The sequence below is a fragment of the Claveliimonas monacensis genome (assembly GCF_014982975.1).
GTDB classification, from domain to species: Bacteria; Bacillota; Clostridia; order Lachnospirales; family Lachnospiraceae; genus Claveliimonas; species Claveliimonas monacensis.
The window spans coordinates 20,172-39,073 of the sequence record NZ_JADCKL010000010.1; the positions used below are offsets into that span (position 1 = coordinate 20,172).

General features: G+C 52.6%; 15 protein-coding genes, 2 tRNA genes and 1 other annotated feature. Of the genes, 1 reads left to right on the forward strand and 16 read right to left on the reverse strand.

Annotated features, from left to right (window positions below; translation table 11 throughout):
* Positions 1-31: 31 nt before the first annotated feature.
* The 13 genes from rlmB to INF30_RS11190 form a co-directional block, all read right to left on the reverse strand.
* Positions 32-787 (reverse strand): 23S rRNA (guanosine(2251)-2'-O)-methyltransferase RlmB, encoded by a 756-nt coding sequence (gene rlmB / locus INF30_RS11130; protein ID WP_226395221.1) that lies wholly within the window; start codon positions 785-787, stop codon positions 32-34.
* Complete coding sequence (locus tag INF30_RS11135) at positions 784-1,296, reverse strand: Mini-ribonuclease 3 (protein WP_076777191.1); 513 nt, start codon at positions 1,294-1,296, stop codon at positions 784-786. Before INF30_RS11135 ends, rlmB begins: the two co-directional genes overlap by 4 nt.
* The gene (cysS, locus tag INF30_RS11140) at positions 1,281-2,687 is read right to left on the reverse strand and encodes a cysteine--tRNA ligase (RefSeq protein ID WP_226395222.1); all 1,407 of its coding nucleotides are present in this window, start codon (positions 2,685-2,687) and stop codon (positions 1,281-1,283) included. Before cysS ends, INF30_RS11135 begins: the two co-directional genes overlap by 16 nt.
* Positions 2,674-3,384, reverse strand: a complete 711-nt coding sequence (epsC, locus tag INF30_RS11145) for a serine O-acetyltransferase EpsC (protein WP_076777189.1) — start codon at positions 3,382-3,384, stop codon at positions 2,674-2,676. Before epsC ends, cysS begins: the two co-directional genes overlap by 14 nt.
* Before the next feature lie 141 nt (positions 3,385-3,525).
* Positions 3,526-3,791 (reverse strand) — a binding site (T-box leader).
* A gap of 75 nt (positions 3,792-3,866) precedes the next feature.
* Positions 3,867-4,865: a GNAT family N-acetyltransferase gene (locus tag INF30_RS11150; protein WP_226395223.1), complete on the reverse strand. Its 999-nt coding sequence runs from the start codon at positions 4,863-4,865 to the stop codon at positions 3,867-3,869.
* A gap of 21 nt (positions 4,866-4,886) precedes the next feature.
* Positions 4,887-5,456: a 2-C-methyl-D-erythritol 2,4-cyclodiphosphate synthase gene (ispF, locus tag INF30_RS11155; RefSeq protein ID WP_226395224.1), complete on the reverse strand. Its 570-nt coding sequence runs from the start codon at positions 5,454-5,456 to the stop codon at positions 4,887-4,889.
* Positions 5,457-5,459: 3 nt separating this feature from the next.
* Positions 5,460-5,783: a hypothetical protein gene (locus INF30_RS11160; protein WP_226395225.1), complete on the reverse strand. Its 324-nt coding sequence runs from the start codon at positions 5,781-5,783 to the stop codon at positions 5,460-5,462.
* A 128-nt stretch (positions 5,784-5,911) separates the two neighbouring features.
* Positions 5,912-5,985: transfer RNA gene (locus INF30_RS11165), tRNA-Met, on the reverse strand.
* Positions 5,986-5,993: 8 nt separating this feature from the next.
* Positions 5,994-6,066 (reverse strand) — tRNA-Val (locus tag INF30_RS11170).
* A 142-nt stretch (positions 6,067-6,208) separates the two neighbouring features.
* Positions 6,209-6,826: a sugar O-acetyltransferase gene (locus INF30_RS11175; RefSeq protein WP_226395226.1), complete on the reverse strand. Its 618-nt coding sequence runs from the start codon at positions 6,824-6,826 to the stop codon at positions 6,209-6,211.
* Positions 6,827-6,952: 126 nt separating this feature from the next.
* Positions 6,953-8,287 carry an NADP-specific glutamate dehydrogenase gene (gene gdhA / locus INF30_RS11180; RefSeq protein WP_076777184.1) on the reverse strand — a complete coding sequence of 445 codons (1,335 nt, stop codon included), beginning with the start codon at positions 8,285-8,287 and terminating at the stop codon, positions 6,953-6,955.
* Between the two features lie 255 nt (positions 8,288-8,542).
* On the reverse strand, positions 8,543-12,343 hold the full coding sequence (locus INF30_RS11185; protein WP_226395227.1) for a phosphoribosylformylglycinamidine synthase: 3,801 nt from the start codon (positions 12,341-12,343) through the stop codon (positions 8,543-8,545).
* A 97-nt stretch (positions 12,344-12,440) separates the two neighbouring features.
* Positions 12,441-13,172 (reverse strand): TIGR01906 family membrane protein, encoded by a 732-nt coding sequence (locus INF30_RS11190; protein ID WP_226395228.1) that lies wholly within the window; start codon positions 13,170-13,172, stop codon positions 12,441-12,443.
* A gap of 95 nt (positions 13,173-13,267) precedes the next feature.
* Here INF30_RS11190 and INF30_RS11195 point away from each other — a divergent pair, with 95 nt between their 5' ends.
* Positions 13,268-14,149, forward strand: coding sequence for a LysR family transcriptional regulator (locus INF30_RS11195; protein WP_076777181.1), 882 nt, complete (start codon positions 13,268-13,270; stop codon positions 14,147-14,149).
* On the opposite strand, the gene INF30_RS11200 is transcribed toward INF30_RS11195, so the two are convergent.
* The 3 genes from INF30_RS11200 to INF30_RS11210 form a co-directional block, all read right to left on the reverse strand.
* Complete coding sequence (locus INF30_RS11200; RefSeq protein ID WP_226395229.1) at positions 14,131-16,518, reverse strand: ATP-dependent DNA helicase; 2,388 nt, start codon at positions 16,516-16,518, stop codon at positions 14,131-14,133. The two genes, INF30_RS11195 and INF30_RS11200, sit on opposite strands and share 19 nt — an antisense overlap.
* A 127-nt stretch (positions 16,519-16,645) precedes the next feature.
* Positions 16,646-17,422 carry a TIGR03915 family putative DNA repair protein gene (locus INF30_RS11205; RefSeq protein ID WP_226395230.1) on the reverse strand — a complete coding sequence of 259 codons (777 nt, stop codon included), beginning with the start codon at positions 17,420-17,422 and terminating at the stop codon, positions 16,646-16,648.
* Positions 17,419-18,747 (reverse strand): putative DNA modification/repair radical SAM protein, encoded by a 1,329-nt coding sequence (locus INF30_RS11210; protein ID WP_226395231.1) that lies wholly within the window; start codon positions 18,745-18,747, stop codon positions 17,419-17,421. The genes INF30_RS11205 and INF30_RS11210 overlap by 4 nt, the downstream gene beginning before the upstream one ends.
* Positions 18,748-18,902: the final 155 nt, after the last annotated feature.

The following is an 18,902-nucleotide window of genomic DNA, read 5'->3' on the forward strand; positions in this document are numbered from 1 at the left end:
GCTTCCTTTCCTGATCCTGCTATTTTTGCCTCTATGACATCCGCTGCCGTACGATCTCGTAGGCCAGGACTCCCGCTGCCACCGACGCATTCAGGGAGTCAATATCTCCCTTCATGGGGATGGATGCTGTGAAATCGCAGTTCTCTTTCACCAGACGTCCCACGCCCTCACCTTCATTTCCAATGACCAGGCCGATGGGGCCTTTCAGGTCCAGGTTGTACATCAGCTCTCCATCCATGTCCGCGCACACGAACCACAGGCCTTCCTCCTTCAGCTCCTGCATGGTGCGGGCCAGATTCGTGACCTTTGCCACCGGCGTGTAGTTCACTGCTCCCGCGGAAGTCCGGGCCACTGTGGCCGTCAGTCCCACCGCCCGGCGCTTGGGGATGATGACCCCGTGGGCCCCGGCCAGGTTGGCAGTCCGGATGATGGCCCCCAGATTGTGGGGATCCTCCACATTGTCGAGAAGGATAAGGAAGGGGGCCTCCCCCCTGCTCCTTGCCAGCTCAAGCATATCCTCCACCTGCGCGTATTCCCAGGCCGCAGCGTGGGCGATCACTCCCTGGTGATGCCCTGTCTCTGAGAGCTGTCCCAGGCGCTCCCTGGAGACAAACTGGATGATGGTGTCGTGTTTTCTGGCCTCCCGCAGGATGGTCTGCACAGGCCCGTCCTTGCAGCCGACCTGGACAAACAGCTTGTCAATGGTCTTTCCGGACCGGAAAGCCTCCAGAACCGCATTTCTCCCTTCTATCACCGTGCTGTTTTTCTCTGTCTCTCTCTCTTTCATCGCTCTTCCTCTTTATCTTCATGGCCGGCCATTTCAAAGCCGCCTTCTGCCAGCTCCCCATACTCCAGACTCTCAAGTCCGGTCCGGATCAGGCTGAGCATCCTCTCCCACTCTTTCTCCAGATAGAGATATCCCATCAGCGCCTCAAATCCGGTGGCCCTCCTGTAATCTGTCACAGACTGGTTCTTTGCCGGAGATACGCTCTTGGCATTTCTCCCTCTCTTGTAGACCGCGTGCTCCTCCTCTGTCAGAAGACCCTGGAGAGTGCGCATCATCCTGGACTGGGCAGAGGCCTGCACAAGAGAGCTGGTCATCCTGTGCAGCTGGTTCACAGGCCGGTTCCCCCTGCTGATCACAAGGGTCTTGATGACAAGGTCATAGATGCTGTCACCGATGTAGGCCAGCGTGAGAGGCGAATACTCCCGGATATCCACCTCCTCCATATGGAAGACCTGGCTCATATACTCCTCAAACTGCCACTGCACTTTCTGTTCTACGCTCTTTTCCATTTTACACCTTCACGCGTATCCTCAAGGATAATGCCCTTGGCTGCCAGCTCATCCCGGATGGCGTCCGCCCGCGCAAAATCTTTTGCCTTTCTGGCTGCCTGCCTCTCCTCGATGAGAGCCTCAATATCTCCGTCCAGCATCTGGGCTTCTTTCACCACGATCAGCCCCAGCACATCGCAGAGCTTCTCCAGGACTGCAAGGAGCGCTCCTGCGAACTCGGCTGAGCTTTCCTCTCCCGCTGTGGTGTTGCAGTATTTCACAAGGTCGAACACAGACGCGATGGCATCTGCCGTGTTGAAGTCATCGTCCATGGCCTTCTCAAATGCCTTTACATACTCATCTGTCCTGGCCAGAGCCGCTTTCTCCTCCTCAGACATAGCGGAGGTCTTGGCATTTTCGCCCAGATATTTCAGATTTTCTGCCGCGTTCACGATCCTCTCCAGCCCGTTTTTGGAGGCCTCCATCAGATCAGCGCTGAAATTCAAGGGGCTTCTGTAGTGGGCGCTGAGCATGAAGAAGCGGAGCACCTGCAGGTCATACTGCTCGCTGATCTCGCGGACTGTCCGGAAATTGCCCAGCGACTTGCTCATCTTATGGTTGTCAATATTCAGGAATGCATTGTGCATCCAGTATTTTGCAAATGTCTTTCCGTTTGCCGCCTCACTCTGGGCGATCTCATTTTCGTGGTGCGGGAATACCAGATCCTCCCCACCTGCGTGGATGTCGATCTGCTCTCCGAGATATTTCTTTGACATGACAGAGCACTCGATATGCCATCCCGGGCGACCGTCGCTCCAGGGTGACTCCCAGGCCGGCTCTCCTTCTTTCTTCGGCTTCCAGAGCACGAAATCCAGGGGATCTTCCTTCTCATCCTCGCCGCTGACCAGCAGTGTCCTGTTGCCGGAGCGCAGGTCATCCAGATTTTTGTGGGACAGTTTTCCATACTCTTTGAACTGTCTTGTCCGGAAATACACGGTTCCGTTCTTCTCATAGGCATAGCCCTTGTCGATGAGCTGCTGAATCATCTCCACCATGCCGCAGATCTCCTCTGTGGCGAGGGGGTTTTTTGTGGCCGGCAGGATATTCATGCCATCCATGTCCTTCCGGCACTCTTCGATATATCTCTTGGAGATCTCGTCTGCGGACACACCCTCCTCGATCGCTCTTTTGATGATCTTGTCGTCCACGTCCGTGAAATTGGACACAAAGTTCACATCATAGCCCTTGTACTGGAAGTATCTCCTGACTGTGTCAAACACGATCATGGGCCTTGCATTTCCGATGTGGATCAGATTGTAGACCGTAGGCCCGCAGACATACATCTTGACTTTTCCTTCCTCCAGCGGGATAAATTCTTCTTTTGTCCTTGTCATAGTGTTAAACAGTTTCATGTGGTTCCTCCTTAATTTCTTCCATCTCTATAGTATTGTCTTTCATGCATCTCATATGCTTCTCCAGCTCGCGCAGCTCTGTCTTCAGGCGCATGTTGTCCTTCTGCAGTTCGCGGATATCGTTGCTCACCGGGTCAGGCAGATGTACCTGGTCCATGTCCTCCCTGGGGATCTTCTGGTCTCCCATCTTCACGATGCGCCCCGGAACGCCCACCACTGTACAGTTGGGCGGCACTTCCTTGAGCACTACTGCTCCGGCGCCGATCTTGGAGTTCTCACCGATGGTAAAAGATCCCAGGATCTTGGCTCCGGCGCTGACCATGACATTGTCTTTGAGCGTCGGGTGGCGTTTTCCCTTTTCCTTTCCTGTGCCCCCCAGAGTCACTCCCTGGTAGAGGGTCACATTGTTCCCGATGATGGTGGTCTCGCCTATGATGACACCGGTCCCGTGGTCAATGAAGAGCCCCTTCCCGATCCTGGCACCGGGGTGTATCTCAATCCCCGTCTTCCTGGCTGCCCGCTGGGATACCCATCTGGCCAGGAAATAATGCTTCTTCCTGTACAGTCTGTGGGCCACCCGGTAACTTAAGATCACTTTAAAACTCGGGTAGAGAAACACTTCCCAGTTGGATTTGATCGCCGGATCCCTCTCCCGGATAACCTGAATCTCTTCCCGTATATATTTCACAAGTCCCATGCGTATCCTTTCCTTTCTTTTTATTTTCCGCCCGGCCTATCCCACACGCTGCAGCGCGCCTCTTCAGCCGGAGTTTTCTTTATACAGGCAGGTACGAAGAACTTTCCCGGAACATAAAAAACGTCTCTTACACAATGCCATGTAAGAGACGAATGATGATCCGTGGTTCCACTCTTTTTGAGAACACCCGCCTGCCCCTGGCATGCACAGCTGCTCTCCACTTTCTGGCTGATAACGCCCGCCCTGGCGTACCCGGCTAATCAGGGCGGCTCTCCTGCCGTCTTCCTTTCGCCGGATCAACTCCCGGATGCACTTCACATCGAGCTCGCCCGGAACTGCTTTCAGCCGGTGACAGTTCCTCTCTGATGGCTCCCTTCCATGTTACTCTTTCCGTTCTCCGTTTTTACCGCTATAGATACTATAGTATGTGAAAAGACGGAATTTGTCAACCTCCGCCATGCAGAGTTTTTCTCTTTCCCCTGTCACACCACCTCATTCAGGTAAATAGGGGACAGCGGAACGATCTTTCTCAGCTCTTCCTTCATTCTCTCTGTCACAGTGACGCCGGGCTCCCTCTCGATCTCGTCCGGAGACACACTGCCAAACACCAGCTTTGTCAGGGCCTCCACCGTCAAAGTCCCCTCGCTGTTCTCCGGCTTTCCCTCCATAAGCATCACGCCCGAAAACTCCGTCCCGGTCAGCATGAACACCTGGTTGTTCTCCGGGATAAGGGGATCTGTCACCCGAAAGCACACCGCAGTCAGATAGTTCAGCTCCAAAAGGAGCAAAAGCCGCCTGACATTTACCGGCCGCACCATGATCTTCGGCCTGTCCTTTGAAGTCTGGGGCACCGCAGGCAGACAGTCCACGATCTGCCCGTCCTTCTCGCAGATCATCAGACAGCCGCCGTCGCTCTCGTATTCCCGGATCAGCCTCTCATAGTAAGCCTCGTCCCGCTTTGCGTAGACTTTTGCGCGTCCCCTCAGGCTCTTCTCAGCCGCAGCTCCTATCCGGGTACCGTCTCCCGGGGCTGCCCTCTTTGCGCTCCATTCTTCAGGAAGATTTCCCTCCCCCTCAAAACAGCGCTGCTCCTGCTCATACACGGTAGAAAAACCGTGGGGAAGATAGATCTCCTCCGCCGCCGGCATAAGGAATGTGAAGGGCTCTCCTGCCTGATACATGTCCCCAAGCGCTGTCCTGATAAGGGCTGCCATATAGCCTCTCTTCCGGTATTCTTTTTCCGTAGCCACCGCCACAATGTAGTGGGAGGGCTCTTCCTTTCCGTTTACCATCAAGGTGTAGGGATTGAGGTGCAGCATAGCACGCACGGCCCCGTCCTCCTCCACTACATAGATGGTGTTGTCCTTTGTCTTTTCTGTATAATAGTAATCCACAAACGAAACGCTGTCTTCAGAGAAAATCTCCTCATACAGCTTTCGGGTCTTTCCTTTTTCTGCATCGCTGATCTTTCTGATCTGCATCTTCCTTCACCTGTCTTCTGTCTATCGTTCTTTTGCCCGCGGGCAGCCGCTGCAGGTGGCGCACCCGTCTCCAGGCTGTCCGCCTTCCTCGGGAAGCCGGGGCTCATAACTGTAATTTTCCACCGTCTCAAGGCAGGCAGCCGCCTGGGCTGCGATCCCCTCGCCGCTCCCTGTAAAGCCAAGCCCTTCTTCTGTGGTGGCCTTTATATTGACCTGGTCCTTGCGGATGCCGAGAGTCTCCGCCACATTGTCCCTCATCTGTTCGATATAGGGGGCCAGCTTCGGGCGCTGGGCGATCACCGTGGCGTCAATATTTCCGATCACATAGAGTTCCTCTTCCACCAGCTCTCCCACTCTCTCCAGGAGCTTCAGGCTGGAAGCCCCTCTGTATACCTCGTCTGTGTCGGGGAAATGATTTCCGATATCCCCCAGGGCCGCTGCTCCCAGCAGGGCATCCATAATGGCGTGAAGGAGGACATCCGCATCAGAATGTCCCAGAAGCCCTTTTTCATAGGGAATCTCCACGCCTCCCAGTATCAGCTTCCTGTCCTCTGCCAGTCTGTGTACGTCATAGCCTGTTCCAATCCTCATCCTCTATTCCCCGCTTTCTTCTTTATCCTGGAGCTGTTTTTCAACCTGCTCCTTTCCTGACTCCTCCTCGATCTCATCGATCTCCTGCTGCATATCCTCGTCAGCTGCAATCTCTTCCTCCGACGTTTCCTCCACCGGCTTTGTCATATTTCTGATAGCAAAGACGATCAGCCCCACACCAAACACCGCAAAGAGCACGCCTGCCACGACAAAGCCGATATATCCTTCCGGCTTCTGGTTCAGGACATCCATAACAAGCTGCACGCCTGTGTAGGTGAGATATCCTCCCACAATGATCCAGATCCAGTCTCTCGTTTTTCCATTCATAGTATTCGCTCCTTCATTTTTTCATATGTACAAGTATATAATTATCACATCGAGCTTGTCAATGAGAGGGATTGCCGCAAGGCAAAAATAAACGGCGCCGGAAGTTTTCCGACACCGTTTTCTGGGAGTAGCGGGAACTGGATTCGAACCAGCGACACTACGGGTATGAACCGTATGCTCTAGCCAACTGAGCTATCCCGCCATATGATATGGGGCCTATAGGGCTCGAACCTATGACCCTCTGCTTGTAAGGCAGATGCTCTCCCAGCTGAGCTAAGACCCCATATTTTCTGGTCTTGCAGGTTGCTTTCCCGCAACCCGCTTTGCTATTATACAATCATTTTCAAGCAAATGTCAACACTTTTTTTACATTTTTTTCAAAAGGGTTGCAAACGGCGTTTTTACGGCGTTTTCGGGCTGTGGATTTACAAAAGATCCGGATCGATCCGCCGTCCCCGGGAGTAAAATTCTCTGTCTTTCTCTCCGATGGGGCGCATCACCTGGCAGGGATTTCCCACCGCCACCACGTCCGCCGGAATATCTTTTGTCACGACACTGCCTGCTCCTATCACAGTGTTGTCCCCCACAGTCACACCGGGAAGGAGGATGGCTCCTGCTCCGATCCAACAGTTTCTCCCAATATGCACCGGCAGGTTGAACTGGTACTCCTGCTCCCTGAGAGACGGAAACACCGGATGTCCGCCCGTGGCAATGATGACATTGGGGCCGATCATTGTATGATCCCCCACATAGATGTGTGTATCGTCCACCAGAGTCAGATTGAAATTAGCATAGATATGACTGCCAAAATGGACATGTTTTCCGCCCCAGTTGGCATAGAACGGTGTTTCAATATAACATCCCTCGCCTATCTCTGCAAACATTTTCTCCAGCAGCGCCCTCTTTTCCTCTCCCCTGGAGGGCTTCAGATGATTGTAGTCATAGAGAAGATCCAGGCAGACCGCCTGCTCCTTAAGAAGATCCCCGTCTGTGGGCAGATAGAGTCCGCCCCCGTGCATTTTCTCTGCTGTTTCCCTGTCCATATCCTGTTCCTCCACTCGCGAATTTTCATAATATGATCATTATAGCAGAAAAAACGGCGCAGATGCGCCGTTTTTCCACTTATATATACCCTTATATATGTCCGGTCATACGCCGCCAGGAAAATCCTAGACGATACCCTGTGCCTCCATGGCATTTACGACTTTCTCAAATCCGGCAATATTTGCACCCATCACATAGTTGCCTGCGTGTCCGTATCTCTCGGCAGCGTCAGCCATGCTGTGGCAGATATTGACCATGATGCCTTTCAGCTTGCTGTCCACTTCCTCGAAGGACCAGCTTAAGCGCTCGCTGTTCTGGGACATCTCAAGAGCGGATGTGGCAACACCGCCGGCGTTTGCAGCCTTTCCAGGTGCGAAGAGAACGCCGTTCTCCTGCAGGTACTCGGTAGCATCCAGTGTTGTAGGCATGTTGGCACCCTCTGCCACTGCGATGCATCCGTTTGCAACAAGGGCTTTTGCGTCCTCAAGATGCAGCTCGTTCTGTGTCGCGCAGGGAAGAGCGATATCCACTTTCACGCTCCATACGCCTCTGCCCTCATGGTACTCAGCATTAGGACGGTATTTCTTGTACTCGGAAAGTCTTGCTCTGTTTACTTCCTTGATCTCTTTGATAGCTGCAAGGTCAATGCCCTCAGAGTCATATACCCAGCCTGTGGAGTCGCTCATGGTCACTACTTTTGCACCCATCTGCTGTGCCTTCTCTGTAGCATAGATGGCAACATTTCCGGAACCGGATACAGCGATGGTCTTGCCTGCGATGTCCTTACCGTTCATCTTCAGCATTTCCTCTGTCAGGTACAGAAGACCATATCCTGTAGCCTCTGTTCTTACAAGGGATCCGCCGTATGTCAGGCCTTTTCCTGTCAGAACGCCTTCGTACAGTCCGCGGATGCGCTTGTACTGTCCGAACATGTATCCGATCTCTCTTGCGCCTGTTCCGATGTCACCGGCCGGAACGTCTGTGTCAGCGCCAATATATTTGCATAACTCTGTCATGAAGCTCTGGCAGAATGCCATCACTTCTCTGTCTGATTTACCCTTGGGATCGAAATCAGAACCACCCTTGCCGCCGCCGATGGGCAGTCCTGTAAGGGAGTTCTTGAAAATCTGCTCAAATCCGAGGAACTTGATAATACCAAGGTTTACAGACGGATGAAGACGAAGGCCGCCCTTGTATGGTCCGATCGCACTGTTAAACTGTACGCGGTAGCCTGTGTTTACCTGTACCTGTCCGTTGTCGTCCACCCACGGCACACGGAACTTGAACTGTCTCTCAGGCTCTGTCAGTCTCTCAAGAAGAGCTTCTTTTCTGTACTTCTCCTCGTTTGCCTCAATTACAGGTCTTAAGGACTCCAGCACTTCCTTTACAGCCTGATGGAATTCCGGTTCTGCCGGATTCTTTGCCACAACTCTTTCAATCACTTCATCTACATATGACATTGTTTTCTTCCTCCTTGATCTTCTTATCAGGCGGAAGCCAGCAAAAAGAGCAGGCATAAGCCTGCTCTTAACTAGACCTCTTTGCCTCTTTAACAGAATAAAATATTCCCGGGCAAAACACAAGTATTTTTTGTATTTTTTATGATTTTTTTGCAACTTTATACTTTCATTCCTGCATTTCGTACCCTGTTTAGTATATTTTTACAGAAACTTTGCAATATTGCACATGCAAGAATGCATTTTTATCCAGCTGCTTTATTTAAAATACTCCACGCCGGACTCAAAGATCTTCAGATCCTGCTCTCCGTAGATGTTCATGGCCACGCTCCGGCCCCGGCGCTCCACATGCGCCATCTTGCCCAGCACCCTTCCGTCCGGGCTCGTGATGCCCTCGATGGCAAAGTAGGAGCCGTTCACATTCCACTCCTCGTCATTTGAGATGTTTCCTTCCGGATCACAGTACCGTGTAGCCACCTGTCCGTTTGCAAAGAGCTGTGCAATGGTCTCGGCAGGAGCCACAAAACGTCCCTCTCCGTGGGAGGCAGGAGTGACATAGACGCCGCCAAGATCGGCTTTTGCAAGCCATGGGGACTTGTCTGTCACCACCTTTGTGTACACCATCTTGGAGATGTGCCGTCCGATGGTGTTGTAGGTCAGCGTCGGTGCATTCTCTGTCTGCCCTGTGATCTTTCCATTTGGCACAAGACCCAGCTTGATGAGGGCCTGGAAGCCGTTGCAGATACCAAGTGCAAGGCCGTCTCTCTCATTTAAGAGCTTCTCCACCGCCTCTTTCAGTTTCGCGTTCTGGAAAGCAGTGGCAAAGAACTTGGCTGATCCGTCGGGCTCATCGCCTGCGCTGAATCCGCCCGGGAACATGATGATCTGGGACTGGCTGATGGCTTTCTCAAACACATCTACAGAATCCACGATGTCCGCCGCGTCCATGTTTCTGAATACTTTTGTGATCACCTTTGCACCGGCCCGCTCAAATGCCTTTGCACTGTCGTACTCGCAGTTTGTGCCCGGGAACACAGGAATGAACACCGTGGGCTGAGCGATCTTGTGGCTGCAGATGTGGACTTTTGATGCATGGAAGCAGCCGTCTTCCTTAAGCTCTCCGTCCTCTTTCTTCTCAGACCTGATAAACCAGCTTGTAGGGCCGTCCTGGGCGCCGGATCTGGTGGCAAACACTTTCTCCAGCGTACCTGTCCAGGCCTTCTCCGCCTCGTCAAGTCCGATGACTGTATTTCCATAAGAGAAGGTCTGCTCCTCTGTCACCTCTCCGATGACTGTGTAGGCAATTTGCAGCTCTCCTACTTTCCCCTCCGGTACTTCCGCGATCAGATCGCCGAAGGCCGGGGCAAAGAGTTCTCTTTCATCCATGCTGTGCTCGATCTTCACACCCATGCCGTTTCCAAAGGCCATCTTGCTGACAGCGGCAATGACGCCATGGCGGTCCGGCACGTAGGCGGAGATGATCCTTCCGGCCTTGATATCCTCCGCAAATTTTCCGTACTGCTCCATCACTTTCTCATATACAGGCAGGTCGTACTCATCCTTCGGGATGCGCAGCCACACAAGCTTGCTTCCCGCTTTCTTCAGCTCCGGCGTGATGATATCTTTTTCTTTTGCCACATCCACGGCAAAGGAAACAAGAGTAGGCGGCACATCGATGTCCTCGAAAGTACCGGACATACTGTCTTTGCCTCCGATGGAAGGAAGACCAAATCCAAGCTGGGCCGCATAGGCTCCAAGGAGAGCGGCAAACGGTTGGCTCCAGCGATGTGGATCCTCCGTCATCCGGCGGAAGTACTCCTGGAAAGTAAAGCGGATCTTCCGGTAGTCACCGCCTGCTGCCACGATCTTGGCCACAGACTCTGTCACAGCGTAGACCGCTCCGTGGTAGGGGCTCCAGCTTGACAGGTAGGGATCAAAGCCGTAGCTCATCATGGTCACTGTGTCGCAGTCCCCTTTCAGCACAGGGAGTTTTGCCACCATGGCCTGGGTCTCTGTCATCTGATATTTTCCGCCGTGAGGCATGAACACAGATCCTGCTCCGATGGAACCGTCAAACATCTCCACAAGCCCTTTCTGAGAGCATACGTTCAGATCAGCCAGTGTCTCCAGCCATTTTGCTTTCACATCTGTCACTTCCACTTTATCCGTCAGCACCTTGCCTGCGCGGTCCGGGATGTCCACGGCCACGCTTGTCTCCTGGTGGGCGCCGTTTGTATCAAGGAAAGCTCTGGAGATGTTCACGATCTCTTTTCCTCTCCACACAAGGACAAGTCTTGGATCCTCTGTCACCACTGCCACTTCCACAGCCTCTAAGTTTTCCTCTTTCGCATAGCCCATGAAGGCTGCCACATCTTTTGGATCTACCACAACTGCCATACGCTCCTGGGACTCAGAGATAGCGATCTCCGTTCCGTCCAGTCCGGCGTATTTCTTCGGCACCTTATCCAGGTCCACCCTGAGGCCGTCTGCCAGCTCACCGATGGCAACGGACACGCCGCCTGCGCCAAAGTCGTTGCACTTCTTGATCAGGCAGCTCACTTCCTCTCTGCGGAAGAGGCGCTGGATCTTTCTCTCTGTAGGCGGATTTCCTTTCTGCACTTCCGCGCCGCATGTCTCGATGGACTCCTCCGTATGCACCTTGGATGAACCTGTAGCGCCGCCGCAGCCATCCCGGCCCGTACGTCCGCCGAGAAGAATGATGATGTCTCCCGGATCTGAAGTCTCACGGATCACTGCACGCCTGGGGGCTGCTCCTAAGACAGCGCCGATCTCCATGCGCTTGGCCACATAGTCGGGATGATAGATTTCCTTGACCGCCCCGGTAGCAAGACCGATCTGGTTGCCGTAGGAGCTGTATCCGTGAGCAGCCTCCCGCACCAGCTTCTTCTGGGGCAGTTTTCCTTTCATGGTGTCTTTCACAGAGACAGTGGGATCTGCTGCTCCGGTGACACGCATGGCCTGATATACATAGGTACGTCCTGACAGGGGATCGCGGATAGCGCCGCCAAGGCAGGTAGCCGCCCCTCCGAAAGGCTCGATCTCCGTGGGGTGGTTGTGGGTCTCGTTTTTAAAGTTCACAAGCCACTCTTCCTCCACGCCGTCCACAGTCACCGGCACAACGATGCTGCAGGCGTTGATCTCGTCGGACTCCTCCTGATCCTCCAGCTTTCCTTCCTTCTTCAGCTTGCGCATGGCCATGAGAGCCAGATCCATCAGGCAGACAAACTTGTCCTCCCGTCCTTTGAAGATCTCGCTGTGGTCCGCCAGATACTGGCGGTATGTGTCCTCGATAGGCTTTTTGTAATCTCCCTCTCCAAATGTAATATCCTTCAGCTCAGTGGAGAAGGTGGTGTGACGACAGTGGTCAGACCAGTACGTATCCAGCACACGGATCTCTGTCATAGAGGGATCTCTGTCCTCCTCGCCCTTAAAGTAGTTCTGGATGTGCTGGAAGTCCTTGAATGTCATGGCAAGTCCCAGGGAATCATAGAGCTCCCGGAGCTTCTCCTCTTCCAGATCCTTAAACCCGTCAAAGACCTTGACATCTGCCGGCTCGTCAAATTTTGTCACAAGGGTCTCCGGCTTGTCCATACCGGTCTCCCTGGAATCCACCGGGTTGATGCAGTGATGTTTGACTGCCTCAAACTGCTCATCCGTCAGTTCTCCCCCGATCACATAGGTGGTTGCGGTGCGGATAACCGGCTTCTCATCTTCCTTTATAAACTGTATACACTGCTCGGCAGAGTCCGCTCTCTGGTCAAACTGTCCCGGGAGGAACTCTACAGAAAAGATCCTGTCATCCTCCGCTGCCGGAAATGTCTCTTTATACAAAATGTCTACCGGCGGCTCCGCAAAAACACCTCTGCAGGCTTTTTCAAAAGTCTCCTCTGAAATGTTCTCCACGTCGTAGCGGATCAGCACCCTCACGCTGGTGAGAGTCTTTATCCCCAGGTAGCTTTTGATCTCGTGGAAGAGATCTTTCGCCTGGACTGCATACTCCGGTTTTTTCTCCACATATACTCGTCTTACATTGCCCATAAAACTTCCTCCGTTTTTTATATGTTCATTTTATGATACGCTAACTCTATGATAGCATGGGGTTTGTTATTAGTAAAGTTAATATAACTAAACATTTTTATAAGTTCTTCTTATTTTCTTTGGCATCCCGTACCGGACTTGCCTTCCCAAGGAAGCGCTGCCACACAAGAAAGACGATCAGCAGGATCAGAAGCGAGCCAATGAAAACGCCTCCGATCCGCATGACCATATCATAGAAAAATCCCTCCGGGAGCATTCGGATCATGTAATCCGTGGCCGGGTCAAAAAGCCACAGGTCATTGGTGAAAAATATCTCGTGAAAGATCGTAAAATACTTTGTGAAGTCCGAGGCGATCAGAAGCCCCAGCACCACAGTCAATGCCAGAAAAATACCCAGCGCTATAAAATATGCCTTTGGAAGGATCCGTTTCCAGTCTCCTTTCAGGATCACAAGGAGGATGATAAGCACTGCAGCTCCCCCCAGCAGCCACCACCGAAGAGACAGGCCTCCAAGGAACAGGTTCTTTACATCCGCCATGTGGAGCCGGTCCTGCTGGTTAAAGAAGTCCTGGGTCTGCCCCTCCGCTTCTGTGATCACTGACAGTTCTGGTCTCTCCCCGATGAGGTAATCCATCATCTTCTCTGTCACATCCATGACATCCTCCATCTCCATGCCAAGACTTTCCGTGACATTGTATTTCTCGTATTCCCTCTCATAAAATGCATAGTCCGGATCCCCGTAGATGGCGATCTGAAAGCTGGTGATCAGGAGGGCCAGCACAAGCAGGAACATGGCTGCCACGGCCAGTATGTGATGCAGTTTCTTCATAAAGCAATCCTTCTTTCTGTTGTCTTGTTTTTTGTGATTGTAATTTCCCTGATTTTCCCTTATAATACTAATGATTTTTATTAGGAGGACTTATCATGGATATTAACTATGAATTATATAAAGTATTTTACTATGTTGCCTCGACTTTAAGTTTTTCCGAGGCCTCCAAGCAGCTTTTCATCTCCCAGTCAGCGGTGAGCCAATCCATCAAGACGTTAGAGAGAAAGCTGGACCAGGTTCTCTTTATCCGGAGCACAAAGAGAGTCCAGCTGACACCCGAGGGGGAGATCCTGCTGCGTCACGTGGAGCCGGCCATGAACCTGATCCAGCGGGGAGAGTCCCAGCTTATGGAATCCGCCTCCACCGGAGGACAGATCCGCATCGGCGCCAGCGACACCATTTGCCGGTATTTTCTCGTGCCCTACATCAAGCGGTTCCACGAGGCTTTTCCCGGCGCTCACATCAAGGTGACCAACGCCACCTCCATCCAGAGCGTGGAGCTGCTGAAATCAGGACAAGTAGACTTTATCGTTGTCAACTCGCCCAACGCCTACTTAGGGAGCGCTGCCACGGTCAAACGGATCAAACTGTTTCAGGATGTCTTTCTGGCCAACCGGGACTTTGAGGAACTAAAAGGCCGCCAGCTCTCTTTTGCAGAGCTTCTTAAGTATCCCATCCTGATGCTGGACAAAAAAAGCACCACCAGCGAATTTCTCCACAGCCAGTTCCAGCAGCATCACCTCGACCTTGTCCCGGAGGTGGAGCTTAGCAGCAATGACCTGCTCATTGACCTGGCCAAGATTGGGCTGGGCATCGCCTTTCTCCCGGACTACTGCATTCCCAGGGAGGACGACAATCTCTTCGTCGTAAAGACAAAGGAAGAACTACCTCAGAGGGAGCTGCTGGCTGTCCGGGGCACACGCATCCCTCTGTCCAAGGCTGCCGCTGCCTTTCTCGACTATTTTGAGGAAGTCTGATCCCAGAACAGCCGCATTTTATCACCCGCATTTTTCACATTGCATATCTCCAGGCCTTCCCACTCTCTTGGGAAGGTCTCTTTGTATCTGGGCTCCCGGAAACGGTCGTCCAAAAGCAGGATCACCCCTCTGTCCTCCTCCGTGCGGATGACACGGCCCGCAGACTGGAGCACCTTGTTCATGCCCGGATAGACGTAAGCATAGTCAAATCCCCGAAGCCCTTTTTTGTCGAAATAGTCTTTCAGAAGTTCCCGTTCCCTGCACACCTGGGGCAGTCCGGTCCCCACCACCGCAGCGCCTATAAGCCGGTCTCTGGACAGATCGATGCCCTCGGAAAAGATGCCGCCCATAACGCAGAACCCAAGCAGGCTCTCCTCTCTCTCCTCCTCAAATTCTTCCAGGAAAATCTCCCTCGCCTCCTCCGACATGTAAGGGGCCTGGATCACACACTGGATCCGACTTCCCTCCTTCTCAGCCAGGAGGAGGAACCGGTCGTATACTTCCTCCATGAACTTGTAGGAGGGGAAAAAGGCCATGTAATTGCCCTTTTTTTCCCGCACCATCTCCAGGAGATAGGAGGCATACTTCCGGTAGGTGGTTTCTCCCCTCGCCGTGTAGCGGGTGCTGACGTCATTTCCCAGGAGGAGAAGGCGGTTTTCCCTTGCGAAGGTGGACTCCGCATACACAGCGTAGTCGTCACTTTTTGTGCTCAAGAGCTGCTTGTAATACCGGATAGGAAGGAGGGTGGCAGAAAAGAAGACCGTGCTCACCCCCTTTTCCAGCGCCTCATTTAAGTTCACCGCAGGGTTGACGCAGAACAGGCGGATGAGGAATTTTCCCTCCCCGTCAATCTCCGAGTAGATCATATAATTCTCATCCAGCTTCTCGTAGATCGTCTCGAACATCCGCACTTCAAAATAGAGGTCCAGCACCTCCTCCCGCACATCTTCTTCCTTGCACTCTTCCAGATATCTCTCCATCTCCGCCATGACTGACAAAAGCTTCAGGTAGATGCCTCCGGCACTCTCCAGCACCTGGCAGCCGTCACACTCCCTCTTCAGGGCCAGGAGCTGGCGGTTGCACTCCTCCAGCTGACGGGCCAGCCGCCCATCTCTTGTCTTTACCAGGCGGCGCACCTTCATCACATCTTCCTTACAGAGGCTGGCGCTGAACATCTCCCGCCCCCGCTCCACCAGATTGTGTGCCTCATCGATCAGGAAAATATAGTCCCCTTTTACTCCCTCACCAAAAAAACGCTTCAGCTTTGCGTTTGGGTCAAAGACATAATTGTAATCGCAGATCACCGCGTCTGCCCACAAAGACAGATCCAGCCCCAGCTCAAAAGGGCACACCTGCCATTTCTTTGCCTGCTCCTCCACCGCCTGCCGGCTCATGTCGTCGGAGGTGGTGATCATCTCGTAGACCGCATCGTTGATCCTGTCAAAATGCCCTTTGGCGTAAGGGCAGTAGTCCGGGTTGCACTCCGGCTTCTCGCAGAAGCAGATCTTCTCCTTGGCTGTCAGGGTGATGACTTTGTAGCAGAGAGCCCCCTTCTCATCCTCTTCTGAACAAGCGTGTTTCAGAATGTCAAAGGCCTGCTGGGCCACTGTCCTGGTGATAGTCTTGGCCGTGAGATAGAAAAGCTTATCTGCCAGCCCTTCGCCCACTGCCTTCACAGCAGGAAAGACCGTGGCCATAGTCTTGCCCACCCCCGTGGGTGCCTGGATAAACAGCTTTTTCTTCCGCTGGATGGTCCTGTAGACTGCGGCTGCCAGCTTTTTCTGCCCTTCCCTGTACTGATAGGGAAATTCCACCTGTTTGATGGAGGCATTCCGCTTTTCCTTCCACTCCACCTGGAAGAGTGCCCACTTCTCATAGGCATCCGTGATGCCGTAAAACCACTCTCTCAATTCTTCTATCTTGTACTCCTGCCGGAAACGGCGGATCTCTTCAGTCTCCAGATGGCAGTAGGTCATCTGCACGCCCATCTTCTCCTGCCCGTTCTGCTCCCCATAGATAAAAGCATAGCATTTGGCCTGGGCCAGATGCACCGGGACTGGCTCCTCCATCGTGTTCACATCCTTGAACACGCCTTTGATCTCGTCAATTACCAGTCCCTCCTCTGTATCCATGACGCCGTCCGCCCGACCCTCCACCTGGAGGATGAACTTTTCGTACGGTACCTGGCACTTCACGGACACCTCCGGAGTGTACAGACTTCCCATCTGCCGCTGGATCTTCCGGTGGAGGCGGGCCCCCATCTGCATGGCCTCCTTGTCAGCTGAGGCAGTTCGATTGTCAAGGTCCCCGCTCTGGAGGATGAACTCCACCAGGGCGCGGACCGAAATTTTGATCAGTTGCTTTTCCATAGGTCTATTATAAGTGGGGACGTAATACTTTTCAACAATGTTACGTCCGAAATCAAACCAACTGGTGGGGTATTGTGCATAGCAAAAAAATAATATCTGATTATTTTTTGGAATTGTCTATCCTGAACTATCTAACAAATTCTGTCATGTTGGGGCGGTACCGAAGCGGAAGGTGAGTCCTCTGGCATTTGGGGTTTTCTCTTTCCTTAATGGAAATGGTATTGCAAAACTCCCGCCACAGCTTCTGCATTTCTTCCTCCTGATCTGAAAGGCGGGACAGTCTCGCATCCAATCGGCCTTCCATATCTTCCTCCTGCACCAGGACCCAGCGCCGTCCCGACTCGTGAACAACGAACATATCCCGGTTTTTATCCCGTATCATCCAGTTCTCCAGTGGAAAGCGTTCTTGAAAATGAGCTCCCAGACAGGTCAGGACCTGATTTTTCGGTGTGATGTCCGCAAAAAGTATTCCATTTTCCAGTTCCTGAAAGCGCACAAACCCTGTCAGCAGATGGGCTTCATTTCCCACAGCACGGCTTAACTCAAACACCTTTTCTACAGAAGGGTTTCCAAGATGCTCCATGATCTTCCGGGGCTGCCTGATCTTCCGGGCCGCAAGAAGGGTACCCAGGATCGCCTCGCCTTTTTGGTCGTCCCGCGAAAGAGCTGCATAGTAAATATGATGATAGACATCCTGACCAAGATTGCCCAGGATCATCCGCTCCACTGCCTCCGCTTTACTCTCCTTTTCCAGGATCTCCCGGTACTCGCAGAACAGCTCCGGCTCCACGCTGCCCTGGATCGCAATCCCGCTTGCCCCCTCCCGGCGCCGGTCTTTCCACGCCTCATACACAGCAGAAAAGATTCCTGTGATGCTGTCTGTGCAGATATAGATTGTTTTCATATGACGCCTCCCTCCGCCGCACTGCCAAATCTTACATCATCAAAAAGCGAGAGCTGTCTGAATGTCATGCCGCCGGCTCCCTCAGGCAGCCTCTCCTTTACATTCAATAAATTCCGCGTGATATAGTCCTCCTCGATTTTTACCGGATACATCATCTTCCCGCTGCACGTCAGAAAATACAGAGCCCTTTTGAGCACCACCCCCATTTTCTTCAGATCGCCAAAATCCAGTTTTCCATACCGCCTGGCCTTCACGATCCTTCCAGCCGACTTGTAACCAATGCCTGGTACTCGCAGCAGAAGTTCATATCTTGCGGTATTGACCTCAACAGGAAATACATCCAGATTACGCAGAGCCCAGTTGCACTTGGGATCAAGGAAAATATTGAAGTTTGGATTTTCTTCTGTCAGGAGCTCCCCAGCCTGAAACTGGTAGTATCTGAGCAGAAAATCCGCCTGGTACAGTCGGTGTTCCCGAAGGAGTGGCGGCCCCTCCCCTGTTCTGGCCGGCAGGGAGGCGTCCTCATTTACGTGTACAAAAGCAGAATAGAACACTCGCTTTAACCCGAACTTCTTATAGAGAGCCTCTGCCACATGAATGATCTGAAAATCCGTCTCCGGTGTGGCGCCTATAATCATCTGGGTGCTCTGCCCGGCGGGCACAAATCTCTGGGCATTCCGGTACAGCTGGATCTCCTGCCTGTTTTCCTCCATTCTGTTCTGCACAAGCCGCATGGGTGCAAGGATCCTCTCTCTTGTCTTGTGGGGCGCAAGGAGGCGCAGTCCCTCTGCTGTAGGCAGTTCCAGGTTGACGCTCATCCTGTCCGCCAGAAATCCCAGCCTCTCCAGCAGCTCCTGACTAGTGCCGGGAATAGCCTTCACATGGATGTAGCCCTGAAAGCGGTACGTTGTCCGCAGCTTATAGAGCGCCGCGTAGATAAGGTCCATTGTATAATCCGGACTTTTCAGCACACCAGAGCTCAAAAACAGGCCTTCTATGTAATTGCGCCGGTAAAACTCCATCGTCAGCGTACAGATCTCATCCGGGGTAAAGGAGGCTCTTGGCACATCGTTGCTCCTTCGGTTAATGCAGTATTTGCAGTCGTAGATACACTCATTTGTAAACAGGATCTTCAGCAGGGAAATGCATCTCCCGTCCGCAGAAAAGCTGTGACATATTCCCGCCTGAGCACAGCTTCCGATGCCCGTGCCGTCGTTGCTGCGCTGGGTGCCACTAGACGTGCAGGCCACATCATATTTGGCCGCGTCAGTCAGTATTTTCAGTTTGTCAGCTATGGATATAGACTGCTGAAGTTCCATGATCATACATCTCCTCTCAACAATATAGAACATATGTTCTTATCTCAGTATACAAACGTATGTTCTGCATGTCAAGAGGCGATAAATATGACTGTCCTTTTCTTTCGGTCCTCTCTTACTGCCATTATTTATTTTATGTGATACACAATTTCACACCAGTT

Excerpts from the sequence above, each read along its gene's own strand:
- rlmB (WP_226395221.1), bottom strand. The coding sequence starts at position 787 with ATGAAAGAGAGAGAGACAGAGAAAAACAGCACGGTGATAGAAGGGAGA.
- INF30_RS11135 (WP_076777191.1), bottom strand. The coding sequence starts at position 1,296 with ATGGAAAAGAGCGTAGAACAGAAAGTGCAGTGGCAGTTTGAGGAGTAT.
- cysS (WP_226395222.1), bottom strand. The coding sequence starts at position 2,687 with ATGAAACTGTTTAACACTATGACAAGGACAAAAGAAGAATTTATCCCG.
- epsC (WP_076777189.1), bottom strand. The coding sequence starts at position 3,384 with ATGGGACTTGTGAAATATATACGGGAAGAGATTCAGGTTATCCGGGAG.
- INF30_RS11150 (WP_226395223.1), bottom strand. The coding sequence starts at position 4,865 with ATGCAGATCAGAAAGATCAGCGATGCAGAAAAAGGAAAGACCCGAAAG.
- ispF (WP_226395224.1), bottom strand. The coding sequence starts at position 5,456 with ATGAGGATTGGAACAGGCTATGACGTACACAGACTGGCAGAGGACAGG.
- INF30_RS11160 (WP_226395225.1), bottom strand. The coding sequence starts at position 5,783 with ATGAATGGAAAAACGAGAGACTGGATCTGGATCATTGTGGGAGGATAT.
- INF30_RS11175 (WP_226395226.1), bottom strand. The coding sequence starts at position 6,826 with ATGGACAGGGAAACAGCAGAGAAAATGCACGGGGGCGGACTCTATCTG.
- gdhA (WP_076777184.1), bottom strand. The coding sequence starts at position 8,287 with ATGTCATATGTAGATGAAGTGATTGAAAGAGTTGTGGCAAAGAATCCG.
- INF30_RS11185 (WP_226395227.1), bottom strand. The coding sequence starts at position 12,343 with ATGGGCAATGTAAGACGAGTATATGTGGAGAAAAAACCGGAGTATGCA.
- INF30_RS11190 (WP_226395228.1), bottom strand. The coding sequence starts at position 13,172 with ATGAAGAAACTGCATCACATACTGGCCGTGGCAGCCATGTTCCTGCTT.
- INF30_RS11195 (WP_076777181.1), top strand. The coding sequence starts at position 13,268 with ATGGATATTAACTATGAATTATATAAAGTATTTTACTATGTTGCCTCG.
- INF30_RS11200 (WP_226395229.1), bottom strand. The coding sequence starts at position 16,518 with ATGGAAAAGCAACTGATCAAAATTTCGGTCCGCGCCCTGGTGGAGTTC.
- INF30_RS11205 (WP_226395230.1), bottom strand. The coding sequence starts at position 17,422 with ATGAAAACAATCTATATCTGCACAGACAGCATCACAGGAATCTTTTCT.
- INF30_RS11210 (WP_226395231.1), bottom strand. The coding sequence starts at position 18,747 with ATGATCATGGAACTTCAGCAGTCTATATCCATAGCTGACAAACTGAAA.